Below are 16,793 nucleotides of genomic sequence, written 5' to 3'. Positions count from 1 at the left end.
TCGACCTATAAATTCCGGGAAAATACACCATGGCGACCAATGCAAAACCTGTATATCAACGTATCCTGCTGAAACTGAGTGGCGAAGCCCTGCAAGGTGCCGAAGGCTTCGGCATTGATGCCAGCGTGCTGGATCGTATGGCTCAGGAAGTGAAAGAGCTGGTAGAACTGGGCATTCAGGTAGGTGTGGTTATCGGTGGTGGGAATCTGTTCCGTGGCGCTGGTCTGGCGCAGGCTGGAATGAATCGCGTCGTTGGCGACCATATGGGCATGCTGGCAACCGTGATGAATGGCCTGGCAATGCGTGATGCGCTGCATCGTGCCTATGTGAACGCCCGCCTGATGTCCGCCATTCCACTGAATGGTGTTTGTGATAACTACAGCTGGGCAGAGGCGATCAGCCTGCTGCGTAACAACCGCGTGGTGATTTTCTCCGCCGGTACCGGTAACCCCTTCTTCACCACCGACTCTGCGGCCTGCCTGCGCGGCATCGAAATCGAAGCTGATGTGGTGCTGAAAGCCACCAAAGTGGACGGTGTTTACTCGGCTGATCCGGTGAAAAACCCGGATGCGACCCTGTACGATCAGATTAGCTACGCTGACGTGCTGGATAAAGAGCTGAAAGTGATGGATCTGGCGGCGTTTACGCTGGCCCGTGACCATAAACTGCCGATTCGCGTATTCAACATGAACAAACCTGGCGCGCTGCGCCGGGTGGTGATGGGCGAAAAAGAAGGGACCCTGATTACGCAATAATATCAGTCAGCGCGTAAAATAAGGTATATTCTGCCTCTGTGGCGCGAAGCGCGCTACAATCAGCACGACAGACTATTTTGAAACGGGCCCTGATACAGGGCCTGCCTGGTAACCAGAATCCAAGGGTTCCAACGTGATTAACGAAATCAGAAAAGATGCTGAAACGCGCATGGAAAAATGCGTGGAAGCATTCAAAAACAACATCAGCAAAATCCGTACCGGCCGTGCGTCGCCAAGTATTCTTGACGGTATCATGGTCGATTATTACGGTTCTTCCACCCCTCTGCGCCAGCTGGCCAGCGTGACGGTTGAAGATTCACGTACGCTGAAAGTCAACGTGTTCGACCGCTCAATCAGCGCGGCCGTTGAAAAAGCGATCATGACCTCTGATCTGGGCCTGAACCCAAGTTCAGCGGGCAGCGACATTCGCGTTCCCTTGCCAGCCCTGACCGAAGAGCGTCGTAAAGACCTGATCAAAATCGTCCGTGGCGAAGCAGAGCAGGGCCGTGTGTCCGTGCGTAACGTCCGTCGTGACGCCAATGATAAAGTGAAGGCTCTGCTGAAAGACAAAGAGATCAGCGAAGACGAAGAGCGTCGTTCTCAGGATGATATTCAGAAAATGACCGACGTCTGTATCAAGAAAGTCGATACCGCGCTGGCAGAAAAAGAAGCAGAGCTGATGGACTTCTGAGTCCCTTTGGCTTCGCTGAAACGCCGCACAGATTGCCGTTCTTTTGAGTGGTCAGTCTTGCGGCGTTTTGCATTTAATTTCTTATCTGACGAGACGCCTGCGTTTCTCAGGTTTTTACACAGAGCACCCTCATGAAGCAATTGACGATCCTCGGTTCAACCGGCTCTATCGGTACCAGCACGCTGGCTGTGGTCAAAGCGAATCCGCATCTGTTTGCCGTGAAGGCGCTAGTTGCCGGGCACAACGTGGAGCTGATGGCGGAGCAGTGTCTGGCTTTTCGTCCTGCCTTTGCCGCGATGGCCGATGAGGTGTCTGCTTCGGCCCTGCGACTTCGTCTGAAAAGCCTGAATGTGGCGACCGAGGTCCTGAGTGGCGAGCAGGCGTCCTGTGAACTGGCCGCGCTGGACGATGTGGATCAGGTTATGGCGGCGATCGTCGGTGCCGCAGGATTAATGCCTACTCTGGCCGCAATTCGCGCCGGAAAACAGGTTCTTCTCGCCAATAAAGAGTCTCTTGTTACCTGCGGCCAACTATTTCTGGAGGCGGTAAGCAGCTCAAAAGCCCAGCTTCTTCCCGTCGACAGCGAGCATAACGCCATTTTTCAGAGTTTGCCTGCTTCCCTCCAGCAGCAGTTAGGATACGCTTCTCTGGAAGATAATGGCATTGACAGCATTATCCTCACGGGATCGGGTGGTCCCTTTCGCGAGTCGCCGCTGGCTGACCTGGTGAACATGACACCGGATCAGGCCTGTGCGCATCCGAACTGGTCAATGGGGCGTAAAATCTCCGTTGATTCGGCCACCATGATGAATAAAGGTCTGGAATATATCGAAGCCCGCTGGCTGTTTAATGCGACCGACGCTCAGATGGAAGTCATCCTGCATCCGCAGTCGGTGATCCACTCGATGGTGCGATACCGCGATGGTAGCGTGCTGGCTCAGTTAGGCTCGCCTGATATGCGTACACCAATTGCGCATGTGATGGCATGGCCGCAGCGCGTTCAGTCTGGCGCTAAACCGCTGGACTTTACCCGCATGGGGGCGATGACGTTCGCTGAGCCGGATTATGCACGTTACCCTTGTCTGAAGCTGGCGATTGATGCCTGCAAAATGGGGCAGGCTGCCACCACGGCGCTGAATGCAGCCAATGAAATTGCCGTAGCGGCATTTCTCGATGCGCAAATTCGTTTTACCGATATTGCTGCCGTGAATACCACCGTTCTGGAAACGCTGAGCTGTGATGAGCCCGACAGTGTGGAGTCGGTGCTGGAGATCGATCGCCAGGCCCGTGCCACGGCGCTGGCTTGTCTGCCACGTTTCAGCATTTCCCGGTAATTCCGTGCGGCAACCTGCCGCCATTTGTGAGGCGAGGGCGGAGATGGTATAGTCTTCGCCCGCCAAATGAGAATGACGTTGCATTGAGCGGTATTGCAGGCCGTGTGAGACACGGCTTTTTTGCGTCGGGCGGGTAGAGATTTCAGAAACCGTCGTATTTCTGAGTAAAGGAAATAATTACGCGTTATGTCGTCCGAAAATCAATTAAAAACCGATGACCTGCAGGGTGAAAATCCCCGCCACGTGGCCATCATTATGGATGGCAATGGCCGCTGGGCTAAGAACCAGGGGAAACTGCGCATTTCGGGCCATAAAGCAGGCGTGAAATCGGTTCGTCGTGCAGTCAGCTTTGCCGTGAGCAACAAGCTGGATGCGCTGACTCTGTACGCTTTCAGCAGTGAGAACTGGAACCGTCCGCCGCAGGAAGTGATGGCGTTGATGGAGCTGTTTGTCTGGGCTCTCGACAGCGAAGTGAAAAGTTTACACAAGCATAATGTCCGGCTGCGGATTATTGGTGACATTGGTCGTTTCAATGCCCGTCTGCAGGAGCGTATTCGCCGCGCTGAGGAACTTACTCAACAAAATGATGGACTCACACTCAACATTGCCGCGAATTATGGTGGACGTTGGGATATCATTCATGGCGTCAGAAAGATCGCCAGGCAGGTGCAGGAAGGTCTGATTCGTCCAGACCAGATCGAGGAAGAAACCCTTGGTCAGCATCTTTGCCTCAACGAACTGGCACCGGTGGATTTGGTAATAAGGACAGGGGGAGAGCATCGAATCAGTAACTTCTTGCTGTGGCAGGTTGCCTACGCGGAGTTCTTTTTTACCGATGTTCTCTGGCCTGATTTTGATGAACAAGTTTTTGAAGGTGCACTGAATGCGTTTGCACAACGAGAGCGCCGCTTTGGCGGTGCAGCACCCGGCGGCGCCTGAGCGCACTGGGGGTAATCTTTGCTGAAGTCTCGCCTGATTACCGCGTTTATACTGATTCCGGTTGTGATCGCAGCGCTGTTTTTGCTGCCGCCTCCAGGCTTTGCCATCGTTACGCTGGTCGTTTGCATGCTGGCCGCCTGGGAATGGGGGCAGTTTGCCGGTCTGGCTGCGCGTTCGCAACGTGTCTGGCTGGCCGTGCTGTGCGGGCTACTGCTCGCCTTCATGATGTTCACCCTCCCTGCTTATCAACACTCTGTTCATCTTCCACAGGTTGCCGGCTCGCTTTGGGCCGCTTTATGCTGGTGGATTGTGGCGCTGGTGCTGGTGCTGTTCTACCCCGCTTCCGCCTCACTGTGGCGCGCTTCTAAAGTGCTACGGTTGGTGTTTGGCGTGCTGACGATCGTGCCGTTCTTCTGGGGCATGCTGGCGCTGCGTCAGTATCATTATCAGGCTGACCATTTCGCCGGAGCCTGGTGGCTGCTGTATGTGATGTTCCTCGTCTGGGGTGCAGACTCTGGCGCTTACATGTTTGGTCGCCTGTTCGGCAAGCACAAGCTGGCACCGAAAGTGTCTCCGGGTAAAACCTGGGAAGGCTTTTTGGGCGGGCTGGTGACTTCAGCGTTGATCGCCTGGCTGTTCAGCCTGTGGGCGCCGCTGTCTGTCTCCACCGGGATCCTGCTGGTCTGTTCTCTGGTTGCCGCGCTGGCCTCTGTGCTGGGCGACCTGACCGAAAGTATGTTCAAGCGCGAAGCAGGAATCAAAGACAGCGGCAGTCTGATCCCTGGTCACGGCGGCATTCTGGATCGCATTGACAGCCTGACCGCAGCGGTGCCGGTGTTTGCCTGTATGCTGCTGGTCTTCGGGACGCTATAAGGGACTCTATGCTGAGCATTCTCTGGAGCCTGGGGGCGTTTATCGTTGCACTGGGCGTGCTGATTACCGTGCACGAATTCGGCCACTTCTGGGTGGCCCGTCGCTGTGGCGTCAGGGTCGAACGTTTCTCGATCGGCTTCGGTAAAGCATTATGGCGTCGCAGTGACCGTCAGGGCACTGAGTATGTGCTGGCGCTGATCCCACTGGGCGGCTATGTGAAAATGCTCGACGAGCGCGTCGAGAGCGTACTGCCGGAACTGCGCCACCAGGCCTTCAACAATAAAACCGTCTTTCAGCGTGCCGCCATTATCAGTGCCGGCCCCATCGCAAATTTTATCTTTGCCATCTTTGCTTACTGGCTGGTGTTTATCATCGGTGTCCCTGGCGTTCGTCCGGTTGTTGGCGAAATAGTGAGCGGTTCGCAGGCGGCAGAGGCTCAAATTGTTCCTGGCATGGAACTTAAAGCCGTTGACGGTATCGAAACGCCTGACTGGGATGCTGTGCGTATGGCTCTGGTGTCGAAAATTGGCGACCAGCAAACCACGCTCAGCGTGGCACCATTTGGCTCCTCTCAGGTCAGTGAAAAGCGGCTCGATTTGCGCAACTGGCAGTTCGAACCCGATAAGCAGGATCCGGTGACTTCGTTGGGTATCCGCCCACGCGGGCCACAGATTGAAACCGTGCTGGCAGAAGTACAGGCTAACTCGGCGGCAAGCAAAGCGGGTTTGCAAGCGGGCGACAGGATCGTTAAAGTCGATGGTCAGCCGGTGGACCAGTGGCAGAGTTTCGTCACCCTTGTGCGGGATAATCCCGGCAAAGCGATGGCGGTAGAGGTGGAGCGGCAGGGCAATCCGGTTGACCTGACTCTGACGCCGGACACCAAACCAGGCAGTAAGGCAGAAGGGTTTGCCGGGGTGATCCCGAAGATTGTCCCGCTGCCGGATGAATACAAAACGGTTCGCCAGTATGGGCCGTTTGCGGCGGCAGGTGAGGCCAGCGCCAAAACCTGGCAGCTGATGAAGCTGACAGTGAACATGCTGGGCAAACTGATCGTCGGCGAAGTGAAATTGAACAATCTCAGCGGGCCGATTTCAATCGCCCAGGGTGCTGGGATGTCGGCGGAATATGGCTTGATTTACTACCTGATGTTCCTGGCTTTGATCAGCGTGAACCTCGGGATTATCAATCTGTTCCCCTTGCCGGTATTAGATGGTGGGCATTTGCTGTTCCTGGCGATCGAAAAGATCAAAGGTGGACCGGTGTCTGAGCGAGTTCAGGACTTCAGTTATCGCATTGGCTCAATTTTGCTGGTGCTGTTAATGGGGCTTGCACTATTCAATGATTTCTCGCGTCTCTAGTCAGCCAGAAGGCTGTCTTCGCACGGGAACCAGTTAGGAAGAATGCATAACAACGATGGCGATGAAAAAGTTGCTCATAGCGTCGCTGCTGTTTAGCAGCGCCACCGTATACGCGGCAGACGGCTTCGTAGTGAAGGATATTCATTTCGAAGGCCTGCAGCGAGTCGCCGTCGGGGCGGCATTGCTCAGTATGCCTGTCCGCGTGGGAGACACCGTCTCCGATGAAGATATCAGTAATACTATCCGCGCGCTTTTTGCAACCGGGAACTTCGAGGATGTTCAGGTTCTGCGCGACGGTAACACCATGATCGTTCAGGTTAAAGAGCGTCCAACTATTGCCAGCATCACCTTCTCCGGTAACAAAGCGGTGAAAGATGATATGCTGAAGCAGAACCTGGAAGCCTCTGGCGTGCGCGTGGGCGAAGCCCTCGATCGTACGACCATCTCTTCGATTGAGAAGGGGCTTGAAGACTTCTACTACAGCGTCGGTAAATACAGCGCCAGCGTGAAAGCGGTGGTAACCCCACTTCCGCGTAACCGCGTTGACCTGAAACTGGTGTTCACCGAAGGTGTTTCCGCCAAGATCCAGCAGATTAATGTGGTCGGTAACAAAGCCTTCAGCTCTGACGAACTGATCTCCCGCTTCCAGCTGCGTGATGAAGTGCCGTGGTGGAACGTGGTTGGCGACCGCAAATACCAGAAGCAGAAACTGGCCGGTGACCTTGAAACCCTGCGCAGCTTCTACCTTGATCGTGGTTATGCCCGCTTTAACATCGACTCCACGCAGGTCAGCCTGACGCCGGACAAGAAGGGCATCTACATCACCATCAACATCACCGAAGGCGATCAGTACAAGCTCTCCGGTGTGGTGGTGAACGGCAGCATGGCTGGTCACTCCGCGGAAGTGGAAGCGCTGACCAAAATCAAGCCGGGCGAGCTGTATAACGGTGCGAAAGTCACCAAAATGGAAGACGACATCAAGAAGATGTTTGGCCGTTATGGCTACGCCTATCCTCGCGTGATGACTCAGCCTGAAATTAACGACGCTGACAAGACCGTGAAACTGCACGTCAGCGTGGATGCGGGCAACCGTTACTACGTGCGTAAAGTGCGCTTCGAAGGTAACGACACTTCGAAAGACTCCGTTCTGCGCCGCGAAATGCGCCAGATGGAAGGCGCATGGCTGGGCAGCGATCTGGTTGAGCAGGGTAAAGAGCGTCTGAACCGTACCGGCTACTTCGAAACGGTGGATACCGATACGCAGCGCGTACCAGGTTCTCCGGATCAGGTGGACGTGGTGTACAAGGTGAAAGAGCGTAACACCGGGACATTCAACTTCGGCGTCGGTTATGGCACCGAGAGTGGCGTCAGCTTCCAGGTTGGCGTAACCCAGGACAACTGGCTGGGTACCGGTAACACTGTTGGCATCAGCGGCACCAAAAACGATTATCAGACCTATGCTGAATTCTCACTGACCGACCCGTACTTTACGGTCGACGGTGTCAGCCTGGGTGGTCGTATCTTCTATAACGACTTTAAAGCGGACGACGCTGACCTGTCTGACTATACCAACAAGAGTTATGGTACAGACGGTACGCTGGGCTTCCCGGTTAACGAGAACAACACCCTGCGTGTGGGTCTGGGCTACGTCCATAACGACCTGTCCAACATGCAGCCGCAGATTGCGATGTTCCGCTATCTGCGTTCAGTGGGCCAGAACCCGGATCTGTCCGGTCGCGCAGAGTACTCTGCCGATGACTTCACGTTCAACTACGGCTGGACGTATAACAACCTTGACCGTGGTTTCTTCCCAACCTCGGGCAACCGCACCAACCTGAATGGTAAAGTGACCATTCCTGGTTCGGACAACGCCTTCTACAAAGCGACTCTGGATACGCAGCAGTATCTGCCGCTGAACCAGGATCGTACCTGGGTGCTGTTAGGTCGCGGTAAAGTCGGCTACGGTGATGGTCTGAACGGGAAAGAGATGCCGTTCTACGAGAACTTCTATGCCGGTGGTTCAAGCACCGTGCGTGGTTTCCGCTCAAATACCATCGGTCCAAAAGCGGCCTACTATAATAACGCTTCGAGCACCTGTTCAACTGGCGTGTACTGTGATTCCAGTGATGCAGTAGGTGGTAATGCCATGGCAACAGCCAGCGCTGAACTGATCACCCCAACGCCGTTTCTGAGTGAGAAGTATGCTAACTCGGTTCGTACCTCGCTGTTCGTTGATGCGGGTACCGTGTGGGATACCAAGTGGGAAAACACCGCTGAGACTCGTGCTGCGGGCATCCCGGACTACAGCGAACCGGGCAACATCCGTATGTCGGCTGGTCTGGCGCTGCAGTGGATGTCTCCACTGGGTCCACTGGTGTTCTCTTACGCCCAGCCGTTTAAAAAGTATGACGGAGATAAGGCCGAGCAGTTCCAGTTTAACATTGGTAAAACCTGGTAAGCCGGTTCAGCAAGGAAGCAGAGGGAAAGGAGGTTACCTTCTTTCCCACCACTTGCGGTGATTATCGCAAGTATCGCGCCGTTCACTGGCAACCCTTGGGTTGCCTTAACGCGCAACACCTGTGTCGAAGACACAAACGTTGATGGTAAGGAGTTTATAGTGAAAAAGTTGTTGTGTGCCGCAGGCCTCTCTATCGCTCTGGCGGTTTCCGCTGGTGCTCAGGCTGCAGACAAGATTGCAGTGGTGAACGTTTCCAGCATTTTCCAACAGTTACCGGCGCGTGCGACAGTTGCGAAACAGCTTGAAAACGAGTTCAAAAGCCGTGCGACAGAATTGCAGGGTATGGAACGCGATCTGCAGACCAAAATGCAGAAGCTGCAGCGTGACGGTTCAACCATGAAGGCCAGCGAACGCAGCCGCATGGAAAAAGACCTGATGGCTCAGCGTGAAACTTTCCAGACCAAAGCTCAGGCTTTTGAGCAGGATAACCGCCGTCGTCAGGCTGAAGAACGTAACAAAATCCTGAGCCGTATCCAGGATGCCGTTCAGAAAGTGGCTGATAACGAAGGTTATGACGTCGTTATCGATGCTAACGCTGTGGCTTATGCCGGTAAATCCAAAGACATCACTGCTGATGTTCTGAAACAGGTTAAATAATCGATGTCTTCAATTCGACTGGCTGATTTAGCCCAGCAGTTGGATGCAGATTTGCACGGAGATGGCGAGCTCGTCATCTCCGGCATTGCTTCTATGCAATCCGCCCAGGCAGGACAAATCACTTTTCTCTCTAACAGCCGTTACCGCGAGCAGCTCGCAGCCTGTCAGGCTTCAGCCGTGGTGCTGACGGAAGCGGATCTGGAGTGCTTCCAGGGTGCAGCTCTGGTTGTAAAAAACCCTTATCTTACCTATGCGCGTATGGCGCAGATCCTCGATAGTACCCCGCAGCCTGCCAAAGATATCGCACCAGGTGCGGTCATTGATGCCAGCGCGAAGCTGGGCCAGAACGTCTCTGTCGGGGCGAATGCGGTGATCGAATCCGGCGTTGAGCTGGGCGATAACGTGGTGATTGGCGCTGGCTGTTTTGTCGGCAAGAACACCCGTATCGGCGCGGGCACACGCTTGTGGGCCAACGTGTCGGTTTACCATGAAATTCAAATCGGTGAGCACTGCCTGATCCAGTCCGGCACGGTTATCGGTGCGGATGGCTTTGGTTACGCTAACGATCGCGGCAACTGGGTGAAAATCCCGCAGCTGGGCACGGTAGTGATCGGCGATCGCGTGGAAATCGGTGCCTGTACCACTATCGATCGCGGAGCGTTGGATAACACTCAGATCGGGAATGGTGTTATCATTGATAACCAGTGCCAGATTGCACATAACGTTGTGATTGGCGACAATACCGCAGTTGCGGGCGGCGTCATCATGGCGGGTAGCCTGAAAATTGGCCGCTACTGCATGATTGGCGGTGCAAGCGTAATTAATGGTCACATGGAAATTTGTGACAAAGTTACGGTTACCGGAATGGGAATGGTCATGCGACCAATTACCGAACCTGGGGTATACTCTTCCGGGATTCCGCTGCAACCCAACAAAACCTGGCGCAAAACAGCCGCGTTGGTAATGAACATCGATGAGATAAGCAAGCGCTTAAAAACCATCGAGCGCAAGGTCGGTAAAGACTGACTGAGCGTTTGTTGCCAGCACGATGACCTGCTTTCAAAAATACAATGCTAAGCATGGAAAGCTTGCGCACAGAAACTGATTTGCGGCCTGCGAGAGTCTTTCGATCTTCGCAGGCCGTGTTATTGATGCCATCAGAATTTTTAGGACAGGAAGAGTATTTTGACTACTGAAACTCATACTCTGAAGATTGAAGAGATTATTGAACTGCTGCCGCACCGCTATCCGTTTCTGCTGGTCGATCGCGTACTCGAATTTGAAGAGCACAAATTCCTGCGCGCCGTGAAGAACGTGTCGGTCAACGAACCGTTTTTCCAGGGCCATTTCCCTGGTAAACCGATTTTCCCAGGCGTGCTGATTTTAGAAGCTATGGCGCAGGCTACTGGTATTCTGGCGTTTAAAAGCGTTGGCAAACTTGAGCCGGGCGAGCTGTACTACTTCGCCGGGATTGACGAAGCGCGCTTCAAGCGCCCGGTAGTGCCTGGCGACCAGATGATCATGGAAGTCACCTTCGAGAAAACCCGCCGTGGTCTGACCCGCTTCAAAGGCGTGGCGACCGTTGACGGTAAAATTGTCTGCGAAGCAACGATGATGTGTGCCCGCAGTCGGGAGGCATAATTCGTGATTGATGCAACTGCTGTTATCCATTCAAGTTCCGTTATTGAAGAGGGCGCCATCATTGGCGCTCGCGTCCATATTGGTCCTTTCTGTTTCATTGGCGCTAACGTTGAGATTGGTGAGGGCACCGTCCTGAAATCTCACGTGGTGCTCAATGGGCACACCCGTATTGGCAAAGACAACACCATTTACCAGTTCGCCACTATTGGTGAAGCGAACCAGGATCTGAAGTACGCCGGTGAGCCGACCCGTGTTGAAGTGGGCGATCGTAACAGTATCCGTGAGAGCGTCACCATTCACCGCGGTACCGCGCAGGCGGAAGGGGTGACCAAAGTCGGCAGCGACAACCTGCTGATGGTCAATGCGCACGTTGCTCACGACTGCGTGATTGGCGATCGCTGTATCCTCGCCAACAACGCCACTCTCGCGGGCCATGTGACCGTGGATGACTTTGCCATTATTGGTGGGATGACCGCAGTTCATCAGTTCTGCACTATCGGTGCGCACGTTATGGTCGGCGGCTGTTCAGGCGTTGCTCAGGACGTGCCGCCGTACGTGATTGCCCAGGGTAACCATGCCACGCCATTCGGTATCAACCTTGTCGGCCTGCAGCGTCGTGGCTTCAGTAAAGAAGCACTGCACGCAATCCGTAACGCCTACAAGATCCTGTACCGCAGCGGTAAAACGCTCGATGAAGCGAAGCCGGAGATTGCCGACATCGCCCGTGAGCATCCTGAAGTGCAGCCGTTCTATGATTTCTTCGCCCGCTCCACGAGAGGTCTGATTCGCTAACTTATGCCACAGCATCCTTTAACGATTGCCCTGGTCGCCGGAGAAACCTCCGGCGATATTCTTGGTGCCGGTCTTATCCGTGCGCTGAAGGAAAAGCACCCTGATACCCGATTTGTCGGTGTCGCCGGGCCGCTGATGCAGGCCGAAGGCTGTGAAGCCTGGTATGAGATGGAAGAGCTGGCGGTGATGGGTGTGGTGGAAGTGCTGGGTCGCCTGCGTCGCCTGCTGAAAATCCGTCGCGAACTTACGCAACGATTCACCGAGCTGCAACCCGACGTCTTCGTCGGCATTGATGCGCCAGATTTCAATATCACCCTTGAGGGGCGTCTCAAGCAGCGCGGTATCCGCACTATTCATTACGTCAGTCCGTCAGTCTGGGCGTGGCGTCAGAAGCGCGTATTCAAAATTGGCCGCTCCACCGATCTGGTGCTGGCATTCCTGCCATTTGAAAAAGCCTTCTACGATCGTTTTAACGTACCCTGCCGCTTTATTGGTCATACCATGGCTGATGCCATGCCGATTGAGCCGGACAAGCGTGCCGCACGTCTGGAGCTGGGTATTGCTGAGGGGACACCCTGCCTGGCTCTGTTGCCGGGCAGCCGCGGCGCTGAAGTGGAAATGCTCAGCGGTGACTTCCTGAAAACCGCCGCGCTGCTGCGCAAGAAGTGGCCCGATCTGGAAATCGTCGTCCCGCTGGTCAATCCGCGCCGCCGTGAGCAGTTTGAGAAAATCAAAGCGGAAGTGGCTCCCGATCTGCCGATGCATCTGCTGGATGGCAAAGGGCGCCAGGCTATGATCGCCAGCGATGCCGCATTGCTGGCCTCTGGCACGGCCGCGCTGGAGTGTATGCTGGCCAAATGCCCGATGGTGGTTGGCTACCGCATGAAGCCCTCCACTTTCTGGCTGGCGAAGCGACTGGTAAAAACCGACTACGTTTCACTGCCTAATCTGCTGGCGGGCCGCGAGCTGGTGAAAGAGCTGCTGCAGGATGAGTGCCAGCCTGAGCTGCTGGCTGCTGCGCTGGAGCCGCTGCTGGCGGAAGGCGAACCCCGTGACCGGCTGCTGGCCACCTTTGCGGAGCTGCATCACCAGATCCGCTGGAATGCCGATGAGCAGGCCGCAGCGGCCGTACTGGAGCTGTGTTCATGAGCAATTTTATCTATCCTGTCGCCACCTGTATTGCCGGAGTGGACGAAGTGGGCCGTGGCCCGCTGGTCGGCGCGGTTGTGACGGCAGCGGTGATCCTCGATCCGGCCAGGCCAATTATCGGGCTGGCGGATTCGAAAAAACTATCTGAAAAACGGCGTATTGCGCTGTTTGAAGAGATCAAAGAAAAAGCGTTAAGCTGGAGCCTGGGCCGCGCCGAACCGGAAGAGATCGACCAGCTCAATATCCTGCACGCCACCATGCTGGCAATGCAGCGTGCGGTAGCCGGTTTGTCCATCACGCCTGATATGGTGCTGATAGACGGCAACCGCTGCCCGGCACTGCCAATGCCGTCGCAGGCCGTGGTGAAGGGCGACAGCCTGGTTGCTGAGATCAGTGCCGCTTCCATCATCGCCAAAGTCACCCGTGACCGTGAGATGGCCGAGCTGGATCTGCTGTTCCCGCAGTACGGTTTTGCACAGCACAAAGGTTACCCGACGGCGCTCCATATGGAGAGGCTGGCGCTGCATGGTGTGACGCCACACCATCGCCGGAGTTTTGCGCCAGTGCGTAATGCGCTGCTGGACGCTGAAGTCGCGGCTGTTGCCACGACTACGCTGTAATTTTCATTTCTCAGCCTTAAGCGGGATCAACTATGGCCGAACCTCGTTTTATTCATTTGCGTGTACACAGTGACTACTCCATGGTGGATGGACTGGCCAAAACTGCACCGCTGGTGAAAAAAGCGGCGGCGCTCGGCATGCCCGCTATTGGTATCACCGACTTCACCAACCTGTGTGGCCTGGTAAAATTTTACGGTACCGCACACGGGCAGGGCATCAAGCCGATCATCGGCGCTGATTTCAACGTCGCCAGCGAGGCGATGGGCGATGAACTGTCCCAGCTGACGGTGCTGGCTGCCAACAATACCGGCTACCAGAACCTGACGCTGCTGATTTCGAAAGCCTACCAGCGAGGCTATGGCGCAGCGGGCCCGATCATTGATCGTGACTGGCTGGTTGAGCTGAAAGAGGGATTAATCCTGCTCTCCGGGGGACGCCGTGGTGACGTGGGCAAGATGCAGCTGCGCGGTAATGCTGTACTGGTTGCCGAATGCCTGGCGTTCTGGCAGCAGCACTTCCCGGATCGTTACTATCTTGAGCTGACCCGCACCGGGCGGCCGGATGAAGAAACCTGGCTGCATGCTGCGGTTGAGCTGGCGATTGCCGAAGGTATCCCGGTCGTCGCCACTAATGAAGTCTGCTTCCTTGAGGAAGGGGACTTTGACGCGCATGAAATCCGCGTTGCCATTCACGATGGCTTCACTCTTGACGATCCCAAACGTCCTCGCCTGTACAGTCCTCAGCAATATCTGCGTACCGAAGAGGAGATGTGTGAGCTGTTCTCAGACATCCCTGAAGCGCTGGAAAACAGCGTAGAAATTGCCAGGCGTTGTAACGTCACTATTCGCCTGGGTGAGTACTTCCTGCCGCAGTTCCCGACCGGTGACATGACCACCGAAGACTTCCTGGTGGCGAAATCCCGCGAGGGCCTGGAAGAGCGTCTGGAATTCCTGTTCCCGGATGCGGAAGTGCGGGCGCAGAAAAGGCCGGAATATGACGATCGCCTTGAAATCGAGCTGAACGTTATTAACCAGATGGGTTTCCCCGGCTACTTCCTGATCGTTATGGAGTTTATCCAGTGGTCGAAGGATAACGACGTGCCGGTAGGGCCGGGACGTGGTTCCGGTGCCGGTTCGCTGGTGGCCTATGCGCTGAAAATCACCGACCTCGACCCGCTGGAATTTGACCTGCTGTTCGAACGTTTCCTCAACCCGGAACGTGTTTCGATGCCCGACTTCGACGTCGACTTCTGCATGGAAAAACGTGACCTGGTGATTGAGCACGTGGCCGAGATGTATGGCCGCAAAGCGGTATCCCAGATTATTACCTTCGGTACCATGGCAGCCAAAGCGGTAATCCGCGATGTGGGTCGCGTGCTGGGGCATCCGTACGGATTCGTCGATCGTATCTCCAAGCTGGTGCCGCCAGACCCGGGCATGACGCTGGAGAAAGCCTTTGCAGCCGAACCGCAGCTGCCAGAAATTTATGAAGCGGATGAAGAAGTTAAAGCGCTGATCGACATGGCGCGCAAGCTGGAAGGGGTCACACGTAACGCCGGTAAACACGCCGGGGGGGTGGTCATCGCCCCCACGCAGATCACTGACTTTGCGCCGCTCTACTGTGATGAGAACGGTAATCACCCGGTCACCCAGTTCGACAAGAATGACGTGGAATATGCTGGCCTGGTGAAGTTCGACTTCCTCGGGCTGCGCACGCTGACCATCATCGACTGGGCGCTGGAGATGATCAACGCCCGTCGCGAGAAACAGGGCGAGCCGCCGCTGGATATCGCGGCAATCCCGCTTGATGACAAGAAAAGTTTCGATATGCTGCAGCGCTCGGAAACCACCGCGGTCTTCCAGCTTGAATCGCGCGGCATGAAAGATCTGATTAAACGTCTGAAGCCTGACTGCTTCGAAGATATGATCGCTCTGGTGGCCCTGTTCCGCCCGGGTCCGTTGCAGTCTGGCATGGTAGATAACTTTATCGACCGTAAGCATGGCCGCGAAGAGATTTCCTATCCGGATATCCAGTGGCAGCACGAGTCGCTGAAGCCGGTACTGGAGCCAACCTACGGCATCATCCTGTATCAGGAACAGGTGATGCAGATTGCTCAGGTGCTGGCAGGCTACAGCCTTGGCGGCGCGGATATGTTGCGTCGTGCGATGGGTAAAAAGAACCCGGTCGAGATGGCGAAGCAGCGCGGTGGTTTTGAGGATGGTGCGAAAGCGCGTGGCGTGGACGGCGAGCTGGCGATTAAGATCTTTGACCTGGTGGAGAAATTCGCCGGTTATGGCTTCAACAAATCTCACTCCGCTGCGTATGCGCTGGTCTCTTACCAGACGTTGTGGCTGAAAGCGCATTATCCTGCCGAGTTTATGGCAGCGGTAATGACCGCCGATATGGACAACACCGAGAAAGTGGTTGGGCTGGTGGACGAGTGCTGGCGCATGGGCCTGAAGGTACTGCCGCCGGATATCAACTCCGGCCTTTACCCGTTCCATGTCAATGGCGATGGCGAAATCGTCTACGGTATTGGCGCGATCAAAGGCGTGGGTGAAGGCCCGATTGAGGCGATTCTGGAGGCCCGTAACCAGGGCGGCTATTTCCGCGAGCTGTTCGACCTCTGCGCGCGCACCGATACTAAAAAGCTGAACCGTCGCGTGCTGGAGAAGCTGATCATGTCCGGTGCGTTTGACCGTCTTGGTCCGCACCGTGCAGCGCTGATGAGTGCGCTGAGCGATGCGCTGAAGGCTGCCGATCAGCATGCCAAAGCAGAGGCGATTGGCCAGGCAGATATGTTTGGCGTGCTGGCGGATGAGCCGGAGCAGATTGAACAATCTTATGCTGACGTGACCCGCTGGCCGGAACAGGTTCAGTTGGATGGCGAAAGAGAAACATTAGGGCTTTACTTAACCGGGCACCCGATCAATCAGTATCTGAAAGAGATCGACCGCTACGTTGGGGGAATGCGCCTGAAAGACATGCACCCGACCAGACGTGGTGAAGTCACCATGGCGGTTGGTCTGGTGGTGGCGGCCCGCGTGATGGTAACAAAACGCGGTAACCGGATTGGCATCTGTACCCTGGACGATCGATCCGGTCGTCTGGAAGTGATGTTATTTACAGATGCTTTAGACAAGTTCCAGCATTTGCTGGAAAAAGACCGTATCCTGATCGTCAGCGGACAGGTCAGCTTCGATGACTTCAGCGGGGGGCTTAAAATGACCGCCCGCGATGTGATGGACATTGATGAAGCCCGTGAAAAATATGCACGCGGGCTTGCTATCTCGCTGACGGACAGGCAAATTGATGACCAGCTTTTGAACCGTCTCCGTCAGTCACTGGAACCCCACCGTTCGGGGACCATTCCGGTACATCTCTACTACCAGAGAGAGGATGCGCGAGCGAAGCTGCGCTTTGGCGCAGCGTGGCGCGTGTCGCCCAGCGATCGTTTATTAAACGAACTGCGGTCGCTGATAGGGTCGGAGCAGGTGGAACTGGAGTTTGACTAAAACAGGAATAT

14 protein-coding genes are annotated in these 16,793 nt (G+C 55.4%); all 14 read left to right on the top strand.

Going from position 1 to position 16,793, the window contains the following annotated elements:
* Positions 1–29 precede the first annotated feature (29 nt).
* The gene (gene pyrH, locus AC3Y5R_RS03655) at positions 30–755 is read left to right on the top strand and encodes a UMP kinase (RefSeq protein WP_489920197.1); all 726 of its coding nucleotides are present in this window, start codon (positions 30–32) and stop codon (positions 753–755) included.
* Between the two features lie 133 nt (positions 756–888).
* Positions 889–1,446, top strand: a complete 558-nt coding sequence (gene frr, locus AC3Y5R_RS03650; protein WP_158781747.1) for a ribosome recycling factor — start codon at positions 889–891, stop codon at positions 1,444–1,446.
* Between the two features lie 131 nt (positions 1,447–1,577).
* The gene (gene ispC, locus AC3Y5R_RS03645) at positions 1,578–2,780 is read left to right on the top strand and encodes a 1-deoxy-D-xylulose-5-phosphate reductoisomerase (RefSeq protein WP_489920196.1); all 1,203 of its coding nucleotides are present in this window, start codon (positions 1,578–1,580) and stop codon (positions 2,778–2,780) included.
* A 186-nt stretch (positions 2,781–2,966) separates the two neighbouring features.
* A complete protein-coding gene (gene ispU / locus AC3Y5R_RS03640) occupies positions 2,967–3,719 on the top strand; it encodes a (2E,6E)-farnesyl-diphosphate-specific ditrans,polycis-undecaprenyl-diphosphate synthase (protein WP_158781745.1) in 753 nt (250 codons plus the stop codon).
* Between the two features lie 18 nt (positions 3,720–3,737).
* The gene (gene cdsA / locus AC3Y5R_RS03635; RefSeq protein WP_489920195.1) at positions 3,738–4,592 is read left to right on the top strand and encodes a phosphatidate cytidylyltransferase; all 855 of its coding nucleotides are present in this window, start codon (positions 3,738–3,740) and stop codon (positions 4,590–4,592) included.
* 8 nt (positions 4,593–4,600) lie between these two features.
* Positions 4,601–5,950 carry a sigma E protease regulator RseP gene (rseP, locus tag AC3Y5R_RS03630; RefSeq protein ID WP_489920194.1) on the top strand — a complete coding sequence of 450 codons (1,350 nt, stop codon included), beginning with the start codon at positions 4,601–4,603 and terminating at the stop codon, positions 5,948–5,950.
* A gap of 55 nt (positions 5,951–6,005) precedes the next feature.
* Positions 6,006–8,408: an outer membrane protein assembly factor BamA gene (gene bamA, locus AC3Y5R_RS03625; protein ID WP_489920193.1), complete on the top strand. Its 2,403-nt coding sequence runs from the start codon at positions 6,006–6,008 to the stop codon at positions 8,406–8,408.
* A 159-nt stretch (positions 8,409–8,567) separates the two neighbouring features.
* Positions 8,568–9,065, top strand: coding sequence for a molecular chaperone Skp (gene skp / locus AC3Y5R_RS03620; protein WP_158781741.1), 498 nt, complete (start codon positions 8,568–8,570; stop codon positions 9,063–9,065).
* A 3-nt stretch (positions 9,066–9,068) separates the two neighbouring features.
* On the top strand, positions 9,069–10,091 hold the full coding sequence (lpxD, locus tag AC3Y5R_RS03615) for a UDP-3-O-(3-hydroxymyristoyl)glucosamine N-acyltransferase (protein ID WP_158781740.1): 1,023 nt from the start codon (positions 9,069–9,071) through the stop codon (positions 10,089–10,091).
* Between the two features lie 159 nt (positions 10,092–10,250).
* Positions 10,251–10,706, top strand: a complete 456-nt coding sequence (gene fabZ, locus AC3Y5R_RS03610; RefSeq protein ID WP_024965665.1) for a 3-hydroxyacyl-ACP dehydratase FabZ — start codon at positions 10,251–10,253, stop codon at positions 10,704–10,706.
* A gap of 3 nt (positions 10,707–10,709) precedes the next feature.
* Entirely contained in the window at positions 10,710–11,498 is a 789-nt protein-coding gene (gene lpxA, locus AC3Y5R_RS03605) for an acyl-ACP--UDP-N-acetylglucosamine O-acyltransferase (RefSeq protein WP_489920192.1), read from the top strand.
* A 3-nt stretch (positions 11,499–11,501) separates the two neighbouring features.
* Complete coding sequence (lpxB, locus tag AC3Y5R_RS03600; protein ID WP_489920191.1) at positions 11,502–12,647, top strand: lipid-A-disaccharide synthase; 1,146 nt, start codon at positions 11,502–11,504, stop codon at positions 12,645–12,647.
* On the top strand, positions 12,644–13,267 hold the full coding sequence (rnhB, locus tag AC3Y5R_RS03595) for a ribonuclease HII (RefSeq protein ID WP_489920190.1): 624 nt from the start codon (positions 12,644–12,646) through the stop codon (positions 13,265–13,267). Before lpxB ends, rnhB begins: the two co-directional genes overlap by 4 nt.
* Before the next feature lie 32 nt (positions 13,268–13,299).
* The gene (dnaE, locus tag AC3Y5R_RS03590; RefSeq protein ID WP_489920189.1) at positions 13,300–16,782 is read left to right on the top strand and encodes a DNA polymerase III subunit alpha; all 3,483 of its coding nucleotides are present in this window, start codon (positions 13,300–13,302) and stop codon (positions 16,780–16,782) included.
* The last annotated feature ends 11 nt before the right edge of the window (positions 16,783–16,793 follow it).

It is taken from the genome of Erwinia sp. 009765445 (genome assembly GCF_058137865.1).
This window is presented reverse-complemented; position numbering and strand designations above follow the sequence as displayed.